Annotated in this window: 11 protein-coding genes; 8 read left to right on the forward strand and 3 right to left on the reverse strand. The window is 70.4% G+C overall.

What is annotated here, in order from left to right; genetic code table 11:
* The first annotated feature begins 117 nt into the window (after positions 1-117).
* The 7 genes from FLV34_RS31790 (at position 118) to FLV34_RS31820 (ending at position 9780) form a co-directional block, all read left to right on the forward strand.
* Entirely contained in the window at positions 118-1605 is a 1488-nt protein-coding gene (locus tag FLV34_RS31790; RefSeq protein ID WP_261985975.1) for a class I adenylate-forming enzyme family protein, read from the forward strand.
* Positions 1602-3089 (forward strand): condensation domain-containing protein, encoded by a 1488-nt coding sequence (locus tag FLV34_RS31795; RefSeq protein WP_147944852.1) that lies wholly within the window; start codon positions 1602-1604, stop codon positions 3087-3089. Before FLV34_RS31790 ends, FLV34_RS31795 begins: the two co-directional genes overlap by 4 nt.
* Positions 3086-4033, forward strand: a complete 948-nt coding sequence (locus tag FLV34_RS31800; protein WP_147944853.1) for a thiamine pyrophosphate-dependent dehydrogenase E1 component subunit alpha — start codon at positions 3086-3088, stop codon at positions 4031-4033. The genes FLV34_RS31795 and FLV34_RS31800 overlap by 4 nt, the downstream gene beginning before the upstream one ends.
* Positions 4018-5013, forward strand: a complete 996-nt coding sequence (locus tag FLV34_RS31805; protein WP_187280788.1) for an alpha-ketoacid dehydrogenase subunit beta — start codon at positions 4018-4020, stop codon at positions 5011-5013. The genes FLV34_RS31800 and FLV34_RS31805 overlap by 16 nt, the downstream gene beginning before the upstream one ends.
* A complete protein-coding gene (locus tag FLV34_RS31810) occupies positions 5006-6100 on the forward strand; it encodes a 2-oxo acid dehydrogenase subunit E2 (RefSeq protein ID WP_147944854.1) in 1095 nt (364 codons plus the stop codon). Before FLV34_RS31805 ends, FLV34_RS31810 begins: the two co-directional genes overlap by 8 nt.
* 484 nt (positions 6101-6584) lie before the next feature.
* Entirely contained in the window at positions 6585-7937 is a 1353-nt protein-coding gene (locus tag FLV34_RS31815; RefSeq protein ID WP_147944855.1) for a hypothetical protein, read from the forward strand.
* A gap of 13 nt (positions 7938-7950) precedes the next feature.
* Positions 7951-9780 (forward strand): PQQ-binding-like beta-propeller repeat protein, encoded by a 1830-nt coding sequence (locus FLV34_RS31820; protein WP_147944856.1) that lies wholly within the window; start codon positions 7951-7953, stop codon positions 9778-9780.
* A gap of 187 nt (positions 9781-9967) precedes the next feature.
* On the opposite strand, the gene FLV34_RS31825 is transcribed toward FLV34_RS31820, so the two are convergent.
* From FLV34_RS31825 to FLV34_RS31835, 3 genes are read right to left on the reverse strand one after another with little or no spacing between them, the layout of a single operon-like run.
* On the reverse strand, positions 9968-12121 hold the full coding sequence (locus FLV34_RS31825; RefSeq protein ID WP_222709690.1) for a CotH kinase family protein: 2154 nt from the start codon (positions 12119-12121) through the stop codon (positions 9968-9970).
* Entirely contained in the window at positions 12112-12942 is an 831-nt protein-coding gene (locus FLV34_RS31830; protein WP_147944858.1) for a polyphosphate polymerase domain-containing protein, read from the reverse strand. The genes FLV34_RS31825 and FLV34_RS31830 overlap by 10 nt, the downstream gene beginning before the upstream one ends.
* A complete protein-coding gene (locus FLV34_RS31835; protein ID WP_240971679.1) occupies positions 12939-13562 on the reverse strand; it encodes a DUF4956 domain-containing protein in 624 nt (207 codons plus the stop codon). Before FLV34_RS31835 ends, FLV34_RS31830 begins: the two co-directional genes overlap by 4 nt.
* A 541-nt stretch (positions 13563-14103) precedes the next feature.
* Between FLV34_RS31835 and FLV34_RS31840 the strand changes: the two genes are divergently transcribed.
* Positions 14104-15582, forward strand: coding sequence for a M14 family zinc carboxypeptidase (locus tag FLV34_RS31840; RefSeq protein WP_147944859.1), 1479 nt, complete (start codon positions 14104-14106; stop codon positions 15580-15582).
* The last annotated feature ends 123 nt before the right edge of the window (positions 15583-15705 follow it).

A 15705-nucleotide genomic window follows, 5' to 3' on the forward strand; every position in this document is an offset into this window, starting at 1 on the left:
GCGGGCTCATGTCAGACTGGCGCAAGAGTTTTAATTAGTAAACTTTCTTATTAGAAGTCGGATAGATCACGGCCTCTGATCCGGCGATTCTCGACCTGGCGACTCCGGGAGCCGATCGTGAGCAAGACTCTTCCCGGCCTGCTCCGGGAGCGGGCCGCCGCCGATCCCGGCCGGGTGGCGATGACCGTGCACGGCGCGGGCTCGCTGACCTTCGGCGAATGGGAGCACCGGGCCCGCGGCGTGGCCCGGGCGCTGCGCGGCCGGGGGATCGGGCGCGGCGACCGGGTCGGCCTCGTGTTCGGCAACGGCGACTGGCTGGACTACGCGGTCGCCTTCTTCGGCGTCCTCGACGCGGGGGCGGTCGCCGTGCCGCTCTCGGACCGCCTGGCCGCCGCCGACGTCGACGCGATGCTCGCGCACTGCGGCGCGACGGCGGTGCTGCGGCCGGGCGAGGTGCCGTACGCCGAAGGAGCCGAGAGCGGCGGAGACGGCGGATGCGGGGACCTCGAACCGGTGGGGCCCGGCGACCCGGCGCAGATCCTCTACACATCCGGCACCACGGGACGGCCCAAGGGGGTCGCCGCCACCCACGCGAACCTGGCCCACGGTTGCGGGGGCCGCCGCAGGCCGTTCACCCACTCACGGCATCTCGCGCACGCGTTCCCCATCGGCACCAACGCCGGCCAGTGGATGCTGGTCAACGCCGTGGACGCGCATCCCGAGGTGGTGACGCTGCCGCGGTTCACGCCCGGCAGGTTCGCCGCGCTGATCGAGCACTACCGGGCGGGCACGGTCTTCGTGGTGCCCGCCATGGCGATCGAGATGCTCGCCGCCGGGGTGCAGGCCAGGCACGACCTGTCGAGCGTGCTGCTGCTCGGCTCGGCGGCGGCGCCGCTGCCCGCGCGGGTCGCGGGCGATCTCTGCGCCGCCTTCCCCAACGCGACGATCACGAACTACTACACCTCGACCGAGGCCGCGCCCGCGCAGACCGTGATGATCTACGATCCCGAGCGGCCGTCGAGCGTGGGCCGCCCGGTCTCCGGCGGGGCCGTGCGGATCGCCGCGGCGGACGGCGGGGCGCTGCCGCCCGGCACGACCGGCGAGGTCTGGATGCGGTCGCCGGCCGCCACCCGCGCCTACTACGGCGACGAGGCCGCCACCGGCGAGGTCTGGATGCGGTCGCCGGCCGCCACCCGCGCCTACTACGGCGACGAGGCCGCCACCGGCGAGGTCTTCCGCGGCGGCTGGGTGCGCATGGGAGACCTCGGCTACCTCGACGACGACGGCTACCTCTACCTGGTCGACCGCGAGAGCGACGTGATCAAGTCGGGGGCCTACAAGGTGTCCACCATCCACGTAGAGGAGGCCGTGCACCGCCATCCCGGCGTGGTCGAGGCGGCCGCCTTCGGGGTGCCGCACCCCACCCTCGGCAAGGCCGTCGCGGTCGCCGTCGTCGGGACCGTAGCTCACGAGGAGCTGCGGATCTTCCTGAAGGACCTGCTGGCCCCGCACGAGCTTCCCGTACGGCTCATCACCCTCGACGCCCTGCCCCGCAACAACGGCGGCAAGGTCGACAAGCGCTCACTCCGAGAGGTCGCACCATGACGCAGGTCTCGTTCGCCCAGCATGGGATGTGGGTCACCGAGCGGATGGGGGCGGGGTCGGCCTACCACATGCCGATCGTGATCCGCTTCGACGGCTCGTCGGCTCCCGATCCCGCCGTGCTGGCCGCGGCGTGCGCGCGGGTGGTCGAGCGGCATCCGCTGCTGGGCCGGGCCGTGCGCGAGCACGACGGCGTGCCCCACCTGGTGCCCGCCGCCCGGCTTCCGTCGCTGGAGACGGGCGAGTCGGTGGAGGAGGCCGTCGTGCGGCCCTTCGACCTGGAGAACGGCCCGCTCGTCCGCTTCACGCTCGTCGGCGACACCCTCGTGGTCGTCGCCCACCACCTGGTCTTCGACGGCGGGTCCAAGGACGTCCTGGTGGCCGATCTCGCCGCCTTCGCGACCGGCGCCGTGCCGCCGCCGCTCGCTCCCTTGGATTATGCGGAGGGGCAGCGGGAGCGGGTGGCGGCCCTGCTCGGCGAGGCACGCGCGTTCTGGGCGGACAGATGGCGCGACCCGGGCGAGGTGGTCGTGCCGGGAGGGGCGCTGCGCTCCCGCCGGGGCGGTCCGGGACGCCTGCTGGAGTTCCCGCTCGACGTTCCCGCCCTGCCCGGTCTGACCAGGTTCGAGGTGCTGCTCGCGGCGCTGCACGCGCTCCTCATGTCGTACGGCAACGCCGACGTCGTCACCGCGGTCGACCTGTCGACCCGCACCGCCGAGGCGGAGGGACACATCGGCCCCTTCGTCAACGAGCTGCCGGTCTTCTCCAGCCCGCCGGCCGACGCGCCGTTCGTGACGTTCGCCGCCGCGCTGCGCGCCGAGCTCAGGAGCCTGTACGCCTATCGCGAGGTCCCGCTGGCCAGGGTGGTCGCCGGGCTCAAGCCGCACGCGGCGCTGGCTCCCGTGTCGGTCAGCTACCGCCGAGGCCCGTTGACCACAGGTGCGACCGCAGGGTTCGGCGAGGTCGACTGGCTGGCGTTCAACCACGCGGTGCGCGGGGCCCTGCAACTCCAGGTCCTCGACCCCGCAGTCCGTACGGGCGACGACCCGGCGACGGGAATGAGCGCGAGTCTGCGTTACGACCTCGGCGAGCTGACCGACCCGGCCGGATTCGCCGACGACCTGCGGGCGGTGCTGGCGGCGATCGCCCAGGACCCCGCCCGGCCCCTGGAGATGCTGCCGACCCGGGGGCCCGTGGTCGCCTGGCCCGTCCCCGGCTCCTCGACAGCGGAGGCGGCGCCGGAGGACGGCGGCGCCGACGTGGATCTCGACGACCCGCTGGCGGCCGAGATCCGCGCCATCTGGGAGGAGGTGCTCAAGCTCGCTCCGATCGAGCCGCACGACGACATCTTCGAGCTCGGCGGCCACTCGCTGACCATCACGCAGATCATCGCCCGCATGCGCAAGCGGCTGGGTGTGGAGGTCGACCTGGACGACTTCTTCGACAACCCGACGATCGCCGGTGTGCTCCAGGTGATCCGCGGATGACGCGGCCCGCCACGGCCGATCCGGACGCCTCGCCCGCGCGAGCGCCGGACGACGCCGATCTCTCGCTCATGCTGATGATCCGGGCGTTCGAGCTGAAGCTGCTCGACCTCTACGGCAGGGGCCTGCTCAACGGCACGACCCACACCTGCCTCGGGCAGGAGTACATCCCGGTCGCCATCGAGGCGCTGCTCGACCCGCGTGACCACGTGTTCAGCAACCACCGCGGGCACGGACACTACCTGACACGCTTCCGCGACCCCGCCGGGCTGCTCGCGGAGATCATGGGCAGGGAGGGGGCCGTCTGCGCCGGGGTCGGCGGCAGCCAGCACATCCGCAGAGACCGGTTCCTGTCCACAGGTGTGCAGGGCGAGAGCCTGCCCGTCGCCACGGGCGTCGCGCTGCACCTCAAGCGGGCCGAGCCCGGCCGTCTCGCCTGCGTGTACGTCGGCGACGGCACGTTCGGCGAGGGCGCGGTCTACGAGGCGCTGAACATCGCGTCCCTGTGGGCGCTGCCGCTGCTCGTCGTGGTCGAGAACAACGGCATCGCCCAGTCGACGCCCACGTCGCGGCACCTGGCGGGGAGCATCGCGGGCCGGGCGGCGGCGTTCGGCATCGACCACCACCTGGTCGGCACCTCAGACGTCGCCGAGATCCGCCGCACGCTCGAACCTCTCGTTGCGCGGGTCCGCTCCCGCTCGACACCGCTCGTGGTCGAGTTCGTCACCCGGCGCCTCGGGCCGCACAGCAAGGGCGACGACACCCGGCCCGCCCAGGCCGTACAGGCATTGCGCGAGCAGGACTGGTACGCGCGGTGCGCGGCGGCCTGCCCCGGCCGCTTCCGGAGGCTCGACGCGGAGGCCCGCGCGCACATCGACGCGGTCGCCGCCGAGGTCACGGCGCGGGGGCAGTCCCAGTGGGAGGCGGCGCGATGGGAGCGGTCGTGAGGGTCGCGGAGAACCTGAACGCGGCGCTGGCCGCCCTGCTCGCCCGGGAGCCGGACCTCTACGTGCTGGGAGAGGACGTCGCCGATCCGTACGGCGGCGCCTTCAAGATCACCCGAGGGCTGTCCACCGGCTTCCCCGACCGCGTCCTGTCGACCCCGATCAGTGAGAACGCCGTCACCGGCATCGCCGCCGGGCTCGCGCTGTCGGGAGACCTGGCGATCGTGGAGATCATGTTCGGCGACTTCGCCGCGCTCGCCTTCGACCAGTTGCTCAACTTCGCGTCGAAATCGGTCTCCATGTACGGCTCGCGCCTGCCGATGCGCATGGTCGTGCGCTGCCCGGTCGGCGGCGGGCGTGGTTATGGGCCCACCCACAGCCAGAGCCTGCAGAAACACTTCGTGGGCATCCCCAACCTGGCCGTCTATGAGCTGTCGCCGTTCCACGACAACCTGGCCGTGTTCGAGGAGATGTTCGCCCGGGCGGAGCCGTGCGTGTTCTTCGAGGACAAGGTGCTCTACACGCGCCCGATGGGTGTCGTGGAGCCGCCGTTCTCGGTGGCGGTCTCCGGCGGCGTGGCCAGGGTGTCCATCGACGGCCCGCCCGACTGCGTGGTCATCGCCCCCGGCGGGGTGGCGCACCGGACGCTGGCCGCGATGCGCTCGCTGCTGGTCGGGGACGAGATCGCCTGCACGCTGCTGGTGCCGTCCAGGCTCTATCCGTTCGACCTGCCGGATGACGCCGACGCGGACATCCGGGCGGCGCGCCGGGTGTTCGTCGTCGAGGAGAGCACCGCAGGGGGGACATGGGGCGCCGAGGTGGCCCACGTCGTCCACCGGAGGCACTGGGGGCGGCTGGCCCAGCCGGTCACGCTGATTCACTCCGCCGGCGGGGTCATCCCCACGGCCGCGCACCTCGAACGGGCGGCCCTCGTGAACGGGTCCACGATCCACAGCGCGATCAGGGAGGCCCTGCGTGGCTGAGCTCCGCGTGCCGAAGCTGAACAACAACGACACCGAATATCTCCTGGTCGAGTGGCTCGCCCCCGACGGCGCGCAGGTCGCGGAGGACGACGCGGTCGCGCTGGTGGAGACGTCCAAGGCCGCCGAGGAGCTCACCGCGGGCGCCGCCGGGGTGTTGCGGCATCGGCTGCGGCCGGGAGTCTGGTGCCGCCCGGACGACGTGATCGCCGCGATCGGCGACGCTCCGGGCCCGCCCGAGCGCGACGCTCCGGCCCCGGCCGCGCAGGCCGCGGAACAGCAGGCCGCGGCCGACGAGCCGGCGCCGCTCATCACGGCTCCCGCGCAGGCGCTCATCGACGAGCTCGGCATCGGCCTCGACCGGGTCAGGGCGCTCGGCGTCGCCGTCGTGCGGCGGGCCGACGTCGAACGCCTGGCCGCCGCCCCCTCCGGCGGCGAGACCCGTGGCGAGCACCGGCTTTCGCGGGTGCAGCGGGCCGTGGCCAGGTCCGTCGAGCTGTCCCGCCGGACCATCCCCGCCGCGTACGCCGTGGTGCGCATGGATCTCGGTCCGGCGCTGGAGTACGCGCGGGCCACGACGAGGGAGATCCGCCGCCCGGTGGGGCTCGCGGAGGTGTTCGTGCAGGCCGTCGCGGGCCTGCACGAGCGGTTCCCGTTGTTCTTCGCCACTGTGGACGAGGCCACTGGGAACGGCGCCGACCGGGCGCTGCTGTCCGAGGTCCCCAACATCGGCGTCACCGTCGACGTCGGCGAGGGGCTGTACGTCCCCGTCGTCCACGACGCGGCGAGCCGTACGACGAAGGACATCGCGACCATCCTCATGAAGCACCGGCTGGCCGCCACCACCGGCGAGTTCACGGAAGGCGACCTGTCCGGCGCCAACTTCGTCGTCACCCTGCACACCGAGCACGGGGTGGTGCTGGCGATCCCGTTCGTCTATCCCGGCACCGTCTGCGCGCTCGCCGTCCCCGGGCCGCGCGACGGAACCCTCGCCGACGTCGGCCTGGCCTACGATCACCGCCTGATCAACGGCAGGGACGCCGCCCTCTTCCTGAACGCGCTCAAGACCATGGTCGAAGCGCTCGCCTGATCTTAAAACGATCAAGACCGGAAGTTTGATCTTCAACGATTTCGATCGGAGGGATCGGCGTTATTCCGGCATTCCCGAGGCCTGATAGAGGGAGTGAACTGCGAAGTGACCGGTAATGGATCGTTCCAGTCGCCGTGGATTGGCGGCGAGAGCTCGGAGCATTCGTTCGAGAGATGCGAATCGCCTGGTCAGAGAGTATCTCGGCGGGGGTGTGGCGCGTTGAGGGAAGCGCCGATGCCCGCTTCTTGGCCACTGATACGCTTTATGCCTTTCGATAACTCTGAGCATTTACGGGGCAAGAGTGACGACGGGGCCTGGTTATCAGCAGTATCCGCCTCAGCCGCCGCCGCAGTGGCAGTCGCAATCTCCACCACCACCTCCACCACCTCCACCATCCGCGCCGCCGCAGTGGCAGGCTCCGCCACAGCAGTGGAGGCCTCCGCCTCCGCCGCCTCCCGGACCCCGGAGCAAGACCGGGCTGTGGGTGACGCTCGGCATCCTGGCCCTCGTCCTCGTCGTCGCGGTGGGCGCGGGGGTGGGCTTCGTCCTGCGAGGCGGCTCCGGCGGCGACGCCACGGGCGATGCCACCGGTGATCCCGCCGCCGACCCGAACACGGTCGTGGTGAAGGACGACGAGATCCGCGACCTGGTCCAGGCGCACACCAAGGCGCTGGCCTCGGGCGATGCCAAGGCGTTCACCTCGATCTTCGACCAGAAGAACGCCGCGCTCATCCGCGACCAGACGAGAGTCTTCGCCAACCTGAGCAAGATGCCGCTGGCAGAGAAGTCCTACGAGGTGCTGCGCCGCCAGGGCCGGGCTCAGGACAGTTTCGGGCGGGGCGTGAAGTTCACGCAGGACGTCGCGTTCGTCCACCGGTTCGCCGGGATCGATCTGCGTCCGGTGTCCGAGTGGTATCGCTGGACCATCGAGAAGGCGTCGCCGAAGGCGCCCCTGGTCGTGACGAAGGTGGAGGGCGCACCGCCGACGATCAGCGGCGAGGCGTCGAAGACCATGTACTTCCCCGGGCCATGGGACATCTGGCCCGACATCGTGGTGGAGAAGGCGGGCTCAAGCCTCGTCCTCGCCAGGCCGGAGGACGCCGCCATGGCCCGGCGCGTCGCGCCGACCGTCTCCGCCGCCACCACGAGCGACCTCGCCTTCTGGCAGAAGAACGGCGATCCGAACGCGGCCGTGCCGAGCGGCTTCGTGGTGGCGCTGGTCAAGGGGAAGATCCAGCTCGGCAAGCTGTTCCGTACGGCCAAGGCGAACGAGGACGGCGTCTCGATCCCGATGCCGCGCTGGGGGCTCGCGAACGACACCGTGAAGATCGGCGGCACCCGCGTCGTCATGGACACGACGTCCGCGTTCTTCGAGGACGAGCAGGGGATCACGGAGATCTCCGAGCACGAGCTCGCGCACTCGCTCGTCGCCGGGCTCGACAGCGCGCAGTTCGCCCTGTTCGGCCGGGCGAACTGGATCACCGAGGGCTTCGCCGAGTATGTGGCAGGCCGCGACCAGCCGATCACGCAGAACCGGCGGTACGCGGAGGGCCGTGCCTACCTGGCAGGACGGCTCGCCATGCCGTTCGACGGGAAGCTGCCGACCAATCCCCTCTGGGACTTCAAGCAGATGACCAGCGTCAACTACCTCATGGGGCATCTGGCCATGCGGTTCATCGCCCAGAAGTACGGCGAGCGGAAGCTGGTCGAGGGCGTGGTCGCGGCTTACCGGGCACCGGGCGACGACAGCGAAGCCGCACTCTTCCAGGTGCTCGGCGTCTCGAAGGCGGATTTCGAGCGGCAGTGGGCGGGCTACGTCCGCGCCCAGCTCGCGTGATCGGGGGACAGGCATGACGGACCAGCACGACGAGAACCCGTACGGCGGGCCCACTCCGCCTCCGCTCCCCACTCCGCCGCCCACTCCGCCGCAGTATCCCCACGGTCCCGGCCAGCCGGCGTACGGCCAGCCGGCATACGGGCAGCCGGCATACGGGCAGCCGGCATACGGGCAACCGGCTCATGGGCAACAGGGTGGCCAGGGGCAATGGGGTCAGCCCGCGCCGTCGGGGCAGACCGGGCCCGGCCCGCAGGCCCCGGCCCCTCCGGCGTACGGACCGCCCGGCCAGAGCACGTCCTGGGGTCCGGGCTACCCGGGCGCGCCGTACCCGCAGCAATCCTGGCCGCAGCAGCAGGGCTACCCCGGTCAGCAGGCGTATCCGGGCGGGCAGGGCTACCCCGGTCAGCAGGGTTACACGGGTCAGCAGGGTTACACAGGTCAGCAGGGGGGCTATCCCGGCCAGGGCTATGGCGCTCCGGGACAGCCGGCCCAGGGGTTTGCGCCCCAGCTCCCGTCGCAGCCACAAGCACAGCCGCAGGCACCCGGCGGCAAGGGCAAGACGACGCTGTTCGTCACGCTCGGGCTGGTGGTGCTGCTGGCGGTGGGCGCGGGGACCGCCTGGTTCGTCGCGCGCGGCGGCTCGGGCAGCGGTTCCGGCGGGGGCGTGGGGGAGTGGTCCGTCCCGCTCGCGAGCGCCGAGAGCATGGACTTCACCCAGGGGCTCGCGTTCGCGGGCTGGCTGACCGACAAGACGGTGATCCGGGTGCAGCGAGACGGGGTGCTCGCCTACGACCTGGCCTCGGGCAAGCGCGCCTGGGGCGCCCCGTCGCCCGGTGACCAGCTCTGCGGTGCCACCGCCGACCTGGCGAACGGCAAGGGCGCCGTGGCGTACGGCAGCGACCAGTTGTGCGACCACCTGGCCGGCGTCGACACCGCGACAGGAAAGATCACCTGGAAGACCAAGATCCCGGCCGAGAAGTCCCGGATCGCCAACTCGCTCATCGTGCCCCGGATCATGAGCGCGGGCGACGTCGCCGTGGTGTACGCGAACGACGTCCTGTCCGGCTACAACCTGTCGAACGGCGCGAAGCAGTGGACGGCGCGGCTGCCCGAGGGCTGCCACGTCAAGGACGTGAACGCGGCGGCGGCCAGGGTGGCCCTGCTCCTCGACTGCACCTTCGAGGGGTCGGGCAACTTCGTGCAGGCGCTCGACCCGAAGAGTGGCGCGCCCCTGTGGCGCTACAAGACGGCCGAGTTCAGGCTCATGGCCAGGGTGCTGTCGGCCGATCCGGTGATCGTCAGCCAGGAGGAGGGCGACAAGAACACCTTCACGGCCTTCGACGACCGAGGCGGCAAGCTCAGCGAGTTCACGACCGGCAAGGTGGACATGCTCGCCATGAACACGGTCGCGTTCGTGGACGGGCTGTTCGAGCAGCGCCGCTATGCCGTGCACGGCGACCGCCTCTATCTCATGACCTTCCCGGAGAACGTGCCGGACAAGGCGCGATCGGGTGACAAGGCGCTCGCCTTCGACCTCAAGACCGGCAAGCAGGTGTGGGAGTCGTCCGGCACCAAGCCCACTATGCTGAACCCCGTCCGGGCCGACGACCACGGCCTGCTCGCCCTGGAGGCCGGCGACTGGCGTGACCTGCCTCCCCGGCTCGTCCGCCTGGACGCGGCGACCGGCAAGGCGACGCAGGTGGCGGAGCTGCCGCAGAAGTACGGCACCGAGGGAGACGACGCACGGGTCTTCGAGCGCGACGGCGCCGTCATCATCGTGCCGTGGACTTCGGTCGGCGCCGTGAAGCACGCGGTCGTCTACCTCCAGACCAAGGAGAGCTGACCGGGGCCGGTGCCGGATGGCTGCGGCCGGGAACCCGCATAGCGGGGTGATCGCGCGGCAGGGCGGTATGTCCGGGTGAACTCCGTCCTGTGCGGTCTCGCCGGCAATCCGGCCCTGTCGCCTGCGGTGCTGCCGGTGCGCGACGGGGTCCCGTCCGGTGGACGGGACCCCGCCGGATGCCATCAGGTCATGGGCTGGTGCAGGTGGCCGTCGGTGCGACGGCCGAACCGTTGCCGAGGAAACCGAAGGTCGTGGTCGTGTTGGCCGCGAGCGAGCCGTTCCACGACTCGTTGCGCACCGTCACGGCCGAGCCGGAGCCGGAGTTCAGGCCTCCCCACAGCTGGGTGATGGTCTGTCCGCCGGGCCAGGTCCACTTCACGGTCCAGCCGTTGATCGCCGCGTTGCCCGCGCTCACCGTGACCTCACCCTGGAAGCCGCCGGGCCAGGAGCTCACCACCCGGACCGTCGCCGAGCAGGCGCCGGACGCCCCGCCGGACGGCGAGGGGCTGGGCGACGGGCTCGGCGAGACGCTGGGCGACGGGCTGGGAGAGGCGCTCGGTGAGACGCTGGGCGACGGGCTGGGAGAGGCGCTCGGCGAGACGCTGGGGGAGGGGCTCGGGCTCGGCGAGGCGACCGGACCGCCCCATGCCGCCGTCGAGTCCAGCCAGGCCGCGCGGCGCAGCGTCCAGTCGCGCAGGTACTGCACCTGCCCCTGCCAGGTGGACGCGGTCGGGGTGATGAAGAAGCCGATCGTGCGCGTCGTGAGGTTCGGCCAGCGCTGGAAGTTGCGCTGCGCGGCGTTGGTCAGCGGCTGGGCGAGAGCGTCGATCCTGCTCTGCAGCGCGGCGTCGGACAGCACGCCGCGGCGCAGCTCCTGCCAGCGCGCCTTGACCTGGTCGACGAAGGCCGGATCCCGCAGGAGCTGGGTGAACCAGTCGAAGGCGATCGGCTGCCGGGGCTGCTGATACTGCCAGCCCGAGGTCTGGTCGTTCTGGAAGAACCCGCCCACGCCGAACGTGAGGTCGTAGTCCCACAGCGGCCCGGCGAAGATCTTGGTGTTCCGGTCCTTGTAGAAGTAGGCGCTGCGGTAGTACGCGTCCATGTTCCGGCTCAGCTCATAGATGATCATCTGGTCGATGAAGGAGCCCACGTCGATGTACGCCCGATAGCCGGTGTCCGGGTCGGCGAAGTTCTGCGAGTGCAGCACGTTGTGGAATTCCTGGATGTAGCCCCGCAGCCAGTCCTTCTGCTGCGGCTGCAGCGGCGAGGGGTCGACGACTTCGAGGTAGCTCCAGCAGGTGGACGACGACCCGCTGCACGGCAGCGTCGGCTCCTCCGCGGCCATCCACTCGAACTTCCAGATGTACCCGCCCGTGATCTTGGGAAGGGTCGTGTCGTCCTCGTCGAGCTGCTTGAGGTCGAGGCGGTTCTTCGAGTCCTTGATCGTCTCCTCGAGCATGTAGACGCCCATGTAGTCGTCGGCGCCCACCGGATTGGAGTCGGTGTTGAGGTAGAGCTCCACGAACCGATACCGGGGGACCTGCAGCCCCATCTCCTTGCCGAGGTCGTAGACCAGGGCCTCGCGGATCAGCGACTTGTCGGGGAACGGCCCGCGCAGCACCCAGTCGGAGTCGGCGGGCATCCCCAGCACCGGATAGTCGGCGTCGTCGTTGTCGTTGTCCCAGAACTCCAGGCGATAGGGCGCCTTCTCGAACGAGGCCGACGACTGCCCTCGCAGGTGGAAGCCGGCGCGGGTGGCGACCGCCGGAGCCGCGTTCAGCGACGTCGTCGCGCCGCTGCCCGGGGCGAAGATCATGGTCGCGGCGTCGAGGTAGTCCCGGCCGGGCTTGCCCTTGCCGTACGAGTCGATCAGGACCAGCGGCAGGTCGTGGGCCGTGGTGACGGAGGTGGCGACGTACATGGCCGTTCCGGGCTTCCCGGACGCCGTGCCGCCGACGAACGCCTGTGCGCGCAGCTGGGTGGTGCGGGTGAACTGCAGCGGCTGGCCACCGTAGAGCGCCGACTGCGCGGTGGGCGGCTTTCCGTCGGTGGTGTAGCGGATCTGCGCGCCGCTGATCGCGGTGCTCAGCGACACCGAGATCTGTCCCTGGAAGGTGCGGCTCGGCACGGAGAATGCGATGTCGCCGGTCAGGTCGTCCGCCGCTGCGGCCGCTGCGGCCGCGGCGGCTGAGGTCGCAGCCGTGCTGGTGGCCGATCCGGCCGACGACGGGTACGCGTTGAGGGGGCCGGCGAGGAGCCCGGTGAGGAGCACGGCGGCGACCGCGGTCCTTGTGACGCGGCGAGCCGCCGTGACGCCGGTATTGCGGAGCGTCAGACGCACGATGCCTCCTGTTCGGGGCGGTGGGAGATGTCCGGCGCCGGGTCCGTCGGCGACACGGTGCCGTGGAAGTGGCGGCGCAGCGTCCGCCGCCATGGGGCGTCGGGCAGGTCGGGGCGGAGCGCGGCCAGACCGGTGGCGTACTTGGAGATGCGGGCGGGTCGCAACCCGGCCCGCCACAGCAGGCGGTCGACCGGCGTGGCGGCCGAGGCGCTCTTGGTCTCGACCACGGTGAGGCCGGGCAGTCGCAGCGCGTGGCCGTCGTGCCGCCAGGCGAGCCGGGTGTCGAGGGTGACGCGGCTCGCCGTGTCCGGCAGCAACAGGGTGGCGCGCTGATATTCGGTCACCAGGACCGGGTCGAGGGAGCTCTGGGCGGCGGCGCTCATCGACTCGCGGGCGAGCGCCTCGTTCACGAAGTCGCGTCCGGGGTCCACCGTGTCGCGGTCCCGGGGGTCGTAGGGCAACCGGTGCTTGGTGACGCTGCCCCGCGCGCCGTTGATCTTTACTTCCAGCCAGCATTGGGCGGAGTCGAGATAGGTGCGGGTGCGCACCTTGAAACGCCGTCGCCTGCGATAGGCCGTGCTGTGGTAGCTGGTCAGCTGCGGGGTGTCGAAATACACCGACTGATAGCGGAAGGTGCGCTCGCCGTCGATGTCCAGCGCCCGGGCGTACGGCACGAGCCGTTCCAGCAGGTGGGGCAGCGCCTCTGCCGGGACCAGATATTTGCGGTCCACCCTGGTCTGCAACGCGGCCCGGTCGACCAGCTCGTCGAGCCCGACGGGCGTCAGTCGTGCCAGGGACGGTCCGATGGACGTCGTGGTCATCGGTGCGCTCCGGCGGGCGCGGGCGCCTCGGGTTCTGTGGCCGGCGCCCGGTCGGCCAGCGCGTACCGGACGTCGACCACGGTGGTCTCGTTGACCAGGTCGAGCCGCTGGACGGTGACGGCGTGCACCCGGGCATTGAGGAGCCGCTCCAGGTGCGCGACGAGCGCGACATGATCGGTGAAGGCCGATTCGAGCACCAGGATCTGATGCCGGTAGTTCCGGAACAGCCGCCGATGGTCGCCGAGGAACATCACCGCGACGATGAGCGCCATCATGCCGCCGCCGAGCCACACCGAGGAGGTGCTCACCGCGCCGAGGATGCCCAGGGCGAGGGCCGAGAAATAGTAGGCGACCTCGTGCTGGTCGAGCTCGGTCGAGCGCAGCCGGATGATGGACAGCACGCCGAACAGCGCCATTCCCAGCCCGAGCCCGGCGCCGACGTCGCTGGAGCTGAGCGCGCTCGCGACGGCGAGGACACCGATGTTGACCCCAAGGTAGGAGACGACCAGATCCCGCCGGCGGTGCCGTGGGAAATAGAGCCCGAAGACGAGCAACACCACCGCGCAGATGTCGATCGCGAACAGGACGAGCTGCGCCACCATGTTCGTTCCTCCAGGCATGGCTGAAACTTTCGGACAAAGAGAGAAAGTTTCGGGATCCCGAGTGGAACAATAGGTGAATCCCGGGTGACCAGTCAATGAACATCTGATACGCCATCTTGTCAGAATCGCCGGAAGCTCCCGGGTTGACCTTGACAAAGGCATGTGCGCCGTCGTTTGTCGCGAGTGAAGGGCGCTTCGAAGCGGGACGTATGCCGCTGAAACTTTCACCCTGACGGGTCGGAAAATCGAGATCCTCAGACCGGCCGGCACCGATCATCGCCCCCGCCCGGCCGTCTGTGCCGCCGTGTCCGCGGCCCCGCCCGCGCGCGGAACGCGCACACAGCGCGTCACATATCGGTGCGGAAAATCACCGGCGCCCTTTCGGTGTGTGCGGAGAAGGCTTTCGAGCAGTGGTTGACATGATCCCATTCACCCCGCAGACTTACTGAAACTTTGCAGCCGGCGACGGTTCGGGGGGCGTCGCGAGCTGCCGAAAGACGGCCCGGAGAAAAGGACGCGTTTTCGTTTCCCGCTCGTCCGCGGCCGAGAAAGGTTCAGCATGTCTTCAGGAGGCACGTCCCCCTCCACTGCCTCTGTCCCCGGAAAGCGTTCCGCCCTCGGGAAACGCGTTCTCACGCTGGCGCTTGGCGTCGGTTTTCTGGGCGGTCTCGGAATTCCGGCCGCCGGTGCCGATGTCGCCGCCACCGCGGATTCCCAGGCGGTCGTCCAGCAGCAGGCGCCGAGCCTGCCGAGCGGACGGACGACCTACCGGACGATCGACGACTACAACAACGAGATGCTGGCGCTGAGCGCCCGGCACCCCGGCCTCGTCAAGCACATCACGCTGCCGCACAAGACCCGCCAGGGCCGGGAGGTGTACGGCATCGAGGTCACCCACGACGTCGAGGCCGCCGACGGCAAGCCGGTCCTGCTGATGATGGGCGTCCACCACGGCAACGAATGGCCGTCCGGCGAGCACACGCTGGAGTTCGCCTACGACCTCATCGGCAACGACGGCAAGGACCCCCGGATCACCCGCCTGCTCGACACGGCGCGGGTCATCTTCGTCCCGGTCGTCAACGTCGACGGGTTCGTCATCAACCGGCGTACGAGCTGCGGGGTGTCCCCGACGTGCGCGAGCAACGCCGGGGTCGACATCAACCGCAACTACCCGTTCGGCTGGGGCAGCAACGCCGGGTCCAACAACACCAACCGCGGCCCCGGGCCCGGCTCCGAGCCCGAAGTGCAGAACATCATGGACCTGACCACGAGCAACCAGGTCACGGTCCTGATCACGAACCACCCCTCCGGTCACACCGTCCTCCGTCCGCCGCTGGAGAAGCGCGCGGGCGACGCCCCGGACGAGGCCGTCTACGCCGCGCTCACCGACGCGATCACGGCCGAGAACGGCTACACGGGCATGAAGTCGGGCTTCGACTACGAGACGACCGGTGAGACCCCCGACTGGTCCTACTACGCGACCCGCGGCCTCGGGTTCACCTTCGAGATCATGAAGACCCAGTCGACCAACAACACCTACTCCGAGGTGATCGAGGACTACACGGGCACCGGCCGCTACGAGGGCAAGTCGAACCGCGAGGCGTTCATGGTGGCCCTGGAGTACGCGGCCGACCCGGCCGGGCACTCGGTCATCACCGGCAAGGCGCCGAAGGGTGCGGTCCTGAAGATCACCAAGGACTTCGACCTGTGGACCGCCCCGATCGTCCAGGCGAACAACGTCCTCGACGCGCCCCAGAGGGTGCCCACCCACCTGGAGTCGACGCTGGTCGCCCCCACCAACGGCAAGTTCGCCTGGCACGTCAACCCGTCCGTACGGCCGGCTCCGGCCTACACCGAGTCGGGCGTCGTCGCCACCGGGCCGGGCAGGTTCATCAAGGAGAGCTGGACGCTCACCTGCGCCCGTCCGTCGGGCGAGATCCTCGAGACGGTGCACGTGACCGTCGACCGGGGCGAGCAGGCCGACGTACGGCTGCAGGAGTGCAAGAAGAGGTTCAACGGCAACGGCCCGAAGAACTGACCGACAGCACGACGTGACCTAAGCCGGGCGGTCCCCAGCGGGGGCCGCCCGGCGGCGTTGCGTCCGGCGGGCGCTTCGCGATTCACGAGTGAGGCGACCGGCCGGCGGGAGCTGTGTCCGTCA

Origin of the sequence: Microbispora sp. CSR-4 (assembly GCF_008033685.1) — a bacterium.
Classification (GTDB): domain Bacteria; phylum Actinomycetota; class Actinomycetes; order Streptosporangiales; family Streptosporangiaceae; genus Microbispora.